Below are 5597 nucleotides of genomic sequence, written 5' to 3'. Positions count from 1 at the left end.
TCTCTGGGGGTGACGACGGCACGGTCCGGTTGTGGGACGTCGCGACCGGCCGACAGATCGTGACTATGATCGGGGGCCAGAGCGGGTGGGCGGTCCTGCTGGCGGACGGCTCGTACAAGCTAGTCGGTGAGCCGGACGGCTCCTTCTGGTGGGTGATCAAAAACGTCCGGTTCGAGCCTGGCGAGCTGGACGGCTACGACCCGACCATCCGGCACATCCCGGAAGACACACCGCTGCCCCTGCCCGCCGGTTGGCACCCTGTCACGCCCCAGGTAGCCCGGCCCGGCCCACGGCCGTCCCCAGCGGCCTCGCCCGGTCCACGACCCTCCCGCTGGGGCGGTATCTTCCGCCAGCGCTGACGGCGGCGTTCGAGCCCCGCCGGCCTGGTCACCGGTCAGGTACCGATGACCAGGCCGTGGGCGCGTGCCTGGGTGAGCCACCGCGGGTACTCGTACATCAGCAGATCGAAGAGCTGGTCATCACCGATCGCCGTCGGGTCGGCAACAGAGAAGAAGTTCGCGTTGTCCAGGAATCGCCCGGTCATCTCGTCCAGCTCCTCCAGGAAGCTGAAGTTGCTCTCAAGCAGGCGGTCGACAAGGCCACCGAGACCGCTACGCCGCGGCGATGCCGCGGTGCTGGCGCCAGCACCGACGTTGCGGCTGCTCCGCCCTATCGCCATGAACTGCCAGAAGATCGGCTCGTAGGACGCCCAGGTGATCTGGTCGCGGGCGGCCCGCTTGTCGGTGGCCTGCCCGTCGGTCACGAACATCACGTAGACGGGCAGGTGGTCCGGGCGAGGCTGGGAACGTTGCCGCCCGCGGGAGTCGGGAAAGTAGTGCTGCCGGACCATCCCCATGGCCTTCGCGTAGTTGGTGGCGCCCTCAAGCTTGCGGTGACGCCTGAGCCCGGCCACCCAGTCCTGGTAGTTACGCAGATCGAGCGGGCCCTCGTCGTGGCCACGCCCACCGAAGGTGAACACATCACAGGAACCGTCATCATCGAACTGGACGGCGAGCGCCAGGATGCGCTCGCACAGCCGCTGCACCTTGCCCTGGCTGTACAGCGCGCTCATCGACAGGGAGATGTCCAGACAGAGCGCAACCCGGGCACGGTGCTCGGACATGCCCTTCTTCCGAAGGGAAACCCCGGCACGCTTGACCAGGTCGACCATGGCCGGCGCGGCCACGGCGAGCTGCTTTTCCAGCCGGGCGGCCTTCGCCGTGGACACCGGATTGCGGGTGCCGGCGGCTGCCGGCCGCCCCGGGGCCGGTCCCGGCAGCGGTCCTGGCCCCGCCGGGGCCGGTGGCCTGTCCACTACGGAGGGCGGCGCGTCGACGGTGATGCCGTAGTTCGTGGCGAGCCCGGCCAGGCCCGACGTCCAGCCCTGGCCCACCCCCCGGAACTTCCAATGCCCGGACCGCCGGTACAGCTCGCCCAGGACGAACGCCGTCTCAGCACCCGCGTCCGTGACCTCGAACCGGACGATCTCCGGGCCGGGCGCGAGGAGAGCGCCGGCGCCAGGCGCGTCGTGGACTCGGACATGCAGGCCGCGCACGGCGCCGACCGGCTGGCCGTCGGTCGACACCGCGACGACAACGGTTGAGATCTCCGGAGGCAGCCGGGCCAGGTCGACGGTGACCGCCTCCTGCCGCGCGGAACGCTCCTCGATGGCCACGCACCCGTCGATGGAGCGCGGCTGGTTGTAGAAGACGAAATCGGCGTCGCCACGGACGCGACCGGATGCCGTGAGCAGCAGTACGCTGCCATCCAGTAGCGGCCCGGCTGCGGAGTCGACCACGACGCGCACCCGCCCTGTCCCCGGCGGCAGCGGCACGTTCCCGCCCTTGGGCAGAACGACAGTCATACCGGTTGAGTGTAGATACGGTTTTTCCGGCTCAGGGGTACCTGAGCAAGCCCGCGGTCGTGGGCGGCTCGGCGGTCTCGCGCCAGCTCCCCGGGGGCTCCGGCCTGTTCACCGTATGACCCCGAGACGCCGGACCGATGCCGCCCGCCCGCGTCACGGACGCCGAAGCATGACGCGGTACGGTCGCTCGCATTCGCCGCGGCCGCAGATGTGGCCACGGCTACGGCCGCCCATCGACCGATTCGCGTGGCATGGTGGCCATGGGTGTCCTGTCCCCCGCGAAAGGGTGACCAGAACGTCGATGACAGCAATAATACGCAATATGATGAAAATTCATGTTTTCGGCAGCCAGCGCGTTTTCGGCCGCCAACGCGCTTGGCGCGGCCAGCGCATTCTGGGCGGTCAGCGTACTTTCAGCGGTCGGCGTTCCTTTGGCGGCCAACATAATGCTGGCGGTCAACGCGCTTTCGGCGACCGGCCGTCAACCCGTCCCAACGTCGGCGGTCGGGTATCGGCGGGCATCGGCGGCCCGCTCGGCCTCGCCGTCCTGCTGTGCCTGACGGCCGGCTGCCAGGTCAGCCGCTCTGACCTCCACGACCCAGCCAAACCGCCGGCCACCGCCCACAGCGCACCCGCACCCGCGCCCGGAGACACCGCGTCTGGAGGCGCCGCGCCGCATGCCACCGGCCAGACCAGCGACGGCTGGACGATCACTGTCTATTACACCGCGGTCGAAAGCTTCCACCACGGCCAGCCCAGACAGGTGACGGGCTGCCCGCGTCAGGACTGCGCACACGGCAACGACCCGCTCGGCGCGTATCCCACGGATTTCGTCGCCGCCGTGCACGACGAAGGCACTGGCCGGATAACCAGCGGCGATCACGCTGGGAATTATCTGAACTGGTCGTATGACACCGGCTACTGGCTCGACACGGTCCCCGCCGACACCACCGGCCAGCGCCTGCAATCCTTCAGCACGGCCGCGGCGGACTCGGGTGTCCTCGCGCAGGGCGCCCGGTTCACCGTTGCCACCTGCGGTAGCGAGGAGGACCACTCAGCGGTCGACCCGGTGGCCTGCGCCCGTCTGCAGGCTGCGACATGGACGATCCACGACGAGTTCACCCCAGGTCTCGGCGGCGACAAGCACATCGACCTCTACGTCGGCGAGGAGGACCGCGTGGGCTTCACCGACAGCCCCCTCTACCTCACCGGTACCGGCGCCCGGATAACGATCATCGGCTGAGAGCGCCCGACAATAGAGGTGTGGATCAAGGAGCGGGACTGGGGCACACACCTCGCGTCGTGTTTGAGGCCGCCCCGCCAGGTTCGCGCGGGCCGGCCTCGAACACGGATCAGGCGCCGTCAGTGACGGTGGCTTCCCGGGCCGACCGTCACGGTGACCGTGGCGGTGCTGGCAACCGCCGGCAGTCGAGTGGTGTCGATCGCGAGGAACTCGCCGTCGTCCTGCGCCCCGTTCGGCAGCACCTTCGCGTGCAGCTGGAACGGTGGGGCGCTGTTCGTGACGCCGTCGATCCCGAAGTCGCTGTCGTTGCTGACGATGATTGTGCGTCCGCCGTCGGCAACCGCAACTCCCTCAATCTTGTCATGCCCGAAAAAGCCACCGGTCGGGTCAAGGCCGGTCAACAGACCGCCGAGGTCGAGGGCGAGGCTCTTGGTAGCGGGGGTGATCCCGGCGGAGGCCAGCGCCGCGGTCGCGGCCGTGGTGGTCGCCGTCCCGGCGAAAGCCTCGATCGTGCGTCGGTTGGGGCCAACGAGCAGGCCGCCCCTTGCCGCGTCGTACACCGCGCCGGGCAGCGTCGCTGCCGGTCCGACGTCGGTGGCGCCGGCCAGATCGATCCGGAACAGCTTCTTGTAGGCACCCGGCTCGGGGTGGCCGTCACGCTCGTCGACGAGGAACGTCGTGTCGCTCAGCGCGGTGATCTCACTGACCGCACCGCTGTTCAGCTTCGGGTCGTCGAGCATGTAGAGGTACTCGTGCGTGGCGTGGGTGCTCAGCCCGTACGTCACGATCCGCAGGGTGGTGACGTTGGCCGGTTTGCCGGTGAGATCGGGTTGCGCCAGCGCCTGCTGCATCGCGCCTACGAGCGTCTGTCCGTCGGGGGTGACCGTCAGTCCTTCCATGCCCTTGTTGGGCACCCGGTTCGCCAGTTCCGCCGGCAGCGACCCGTCGAACGGTGAGAGCCGCTCGATCGCGCGGCCGTCACGGCCGAAGTGGGTGATGAACGGCCCGTACTCGTCCGACACCCAGAAGGTGCCGTCGGGCAGGGCTACCAGCCCTTCGGAGTCGTAACCGGACGCATCGGGCGGGAGGACGTTCCCATTCAGGTCGACGATCGTCTCGCCGGTGTTCGCCTGGCTGTTCGCCCGGCCCGTGTACGGCGATCCGTCCGCCGCGCGCAACGGGATGCTCCTTTCCAGGACGGCCTTGCCGTCGACGAGCCGGAACCGGCCGATCGCCGGGTCGAAGTCCGGCAGCGCCTCGACCTTCACCCCGTTCGGCCCGTCGACGTTCGGGCCGCGGTCGGTCACGCCGTAGTACTCGTCCCGCGAGCCGGGCACCGGGTACAGCGACGAGCCGTATCCACCACCGGTGATCTTCACACCGCCGATCGTCGCGATCGGCGGCAGGTGCGTGCTGTAAAGCGAAACCACGTCACTGATCGAGTAAGTGAACGTGTCCGTCCCGGTGAAACCCGCGGCCGGGATGTAGCTGAACGACCCGTCCTGCTTCAGGGTGAGAGTCCCATGGGCTGGTTGGGTGTGCCTGACCAGCGTCGTCGGCCACCCGGTGTCGTTGCCCAGCACTCCCTCGCCACGCACGGTGAGAACCCCGCCCGCCTTGACCCAGTACGCGTCATCACGCGCTGTAAGACCCTGCCCCTGCCCTTGGCCGGACGGGTCAGCGGACGCGGCCCCACCGCCGATTACTGACAGGGCCACGGCACCGGCCGCAACCACGGCGACACCCAGACGGTTCATCCGTTCCTCCTCCGCGGCGCGTCCCCCGACGCGCCGCGGGCCAGTCTCACCAGCACAGATGCACGGCTGCCGTCGAACCAGCGACAAACGGGCAACGCGCGCACGGACAGCTGGCGGACAGACAGCTGGCGGACCCGATGAAGCCGGCAGCGGTGAGGGGCATCAACCGCAACGACTCGCATAGGACAAAAAACGGCAGTCCGCATCCCGTCAGGTTGGGCAAAAAATCCCATTATTCTCCTCGAACCTGCGCAAAACCGGCTCAGCAAGCTGGAAGACAAAGCTGCTGATAGACCCGCAGATCGAGATCAAACCCCTCTGAGATATTGCAGGCGTCTACCGTCGCTTTTCAGAACGGCTCGGGAGTCAGTACACGCAGCCACCGTGACACCCAGTTCCCAGCGTGCTTCCCGATCCGTGGCGGCGGGTGCGACGATCACCTCACAGGATCATGCATGGGCTTCCGTTTCAGTCGAGGAGCTGGCCGAGGCTGTCAGCGGTCAGGACGCGAGCGGTCCAGACCTGAAGCTGATCAGCAGAAGCGTCGCGCACAGCGGCAAGCACCGGTCCGGGAACCGGACCGAACTTGAGAGTCAACAGCTGAAGCAGCGTCTCCACACGACCCTCCACACGCCCCTCGACACGGCCCTCCACACGGCCCTCCACACGACCCTCAACACGACCCTCAACACGACCCTCAACACGACCCTCAGCGCGCCCCTCAGCGCGGCCC

The 5597-nt window shown here is 68.3% G+C and carries 5 protein-coding genes; 3 read left to right on the top strand and 2 right to left on the bottom strand.

Annotated features, from left to right (window positions below; all coding sequences use genetic code 11):
- Positions 1 to 359 (top strand): hypothetical protein (locus MJ797_RS25665; RefSeq protein WP_239342164.1); only part of this gene is annotated, 359 nt, incomplete at its 5' end.
- Positions 360 to 394: 35 nt separating this feature from the next.
- On the opposite strand, the gene MJ797_RS25660 is transcribed toward MJ797_RS25665, so the two are convergent.
- Positions 395 to 1864: a VWA domain-containing protein gene (locus MJ797_RS25660; RefSeq protein WP_239342161.1), complete on the bottom strand. Its 1470-nt coding sequence runs from the start codon at positions 1862 to 1864 to the stop codon at positions 395 to 397.
- Positions 1865 to 2165: 301 nt separating this feature from the next.
- Between MJ797_RS25660 and MJ797_RS25655 the strand changes: the two genes are divergently transcribed.
- Positions 2166 to 3107, top strand: a complete 942-nt coding sequence (locus tag MJ797_RS25655) for a hypothetical protein (protein ID WP_239342158.1) — start codon at positions 2166 to 2168, stop codon at positions 3105 to 3107.
- Between the two features lie 119 nt (positions 3108 to 3226).
- Here the strand turns inward: MJ797_RS25655 and MJ797_RS25650 are convergent, their stop codons facing one another.
- Complete coding sequence (locus MJ797_RS25650) at positions 3227 to 4864, bottom strand: esterase-like activity of phytase family protein (RefSeq protein ID WP_239342156.1); 1638 nt, start codon at positions 4862 to 4864, stop codon at positions 3227 to 3229.
- A 384-nt stretch (positions 4865 to 5248) separates the two neighbouring features.
- Here MJ797_RS25650 and MJ797_RS25645 point away from each other — a divergent pair.
- Positions 5249 to 5597, top strand: a 349-nt coding sequence (locus tag MJ797_RS25645; RefSeq protein ID WP_239342154.1) for a hypothetical protein, incomplete at its 3' end; no start/stop codon positions are given.

This window comes from Protofrankia sp. CiP3, from assembly GCF_917627345.1.
Taxonomy (GTDB): domain Bacteria; phylum Actinomycetota; class Actinomycetes; order Frankiales; family Frankiaceae; genus Protofrankia.
The sequence above is the reverse complement of the archived record's forward strand: the minus strand, read 5'-3'. Positions and strand labels throughout refer to the sequence as shown.